The organism is Mesorhizobium sp. M2C.T.Ca.TU.002.02.1.1 (genome assembly GCF_003997225.1).
In genome coordinates this window covers 1-451 of sequence record NZ_RZTO01001529.1, presented here as the reverse complement: position 1 = coordinate 451, position 451 = coordinate 1, and the positions used below count along the sequence as shown (strand labels likewise).

The window sequence follows — 451 nt, the reverse complement described above, 5'->3', positions numbered from 1 at the left end:
GTCATAAAACTCTGGAACCAGCGCGCGGTCGGAAATGAGGTTGGGCAGCAATGCCGACCATGTTGTCACCATATGCTGCAGGAGCTGGCGCGCGATCGGGTCGAGCTTGTAGCAGGACACCATCGGAACGCCGGCAAGCGCCAACTCGAGCGAAACCGTTCCAGATGCGATCAACGCCGCATCGGCCTTGCCGAAGGCCTGCCATTTGCGCTCCGGCTCGGTGATGATTTCCGGCTTGTCATCCCAACTGGCAACAGAGGCCTTCACCAGCTCTGCTACATGCGGCACCGTCGGTAAGAGCAGGCGCAGGCTATGGCCGCGTTGGCGCAGCGCCGACATCGCCTTGCCGAAGGGTTCCATCAGCCGGCGGACCTCGCCGCGGCGCGAGCCGGGCAGCACCAGCACCGTCTTGACGCGGTCGGCGGCGAGATCGCGCGGCTGGCTCTGCGCC

1 pseudogene is annotated in these 451 nt (G+C 65.0%); it reads right to left on the bottom strand.

From position 1 onward, the window contains the following. Window positions 1–451, bottom strand: a pseudogene (locus EOD07_RS37125) (lipid-A-disaccharide synthase); the annotation flags it as partial.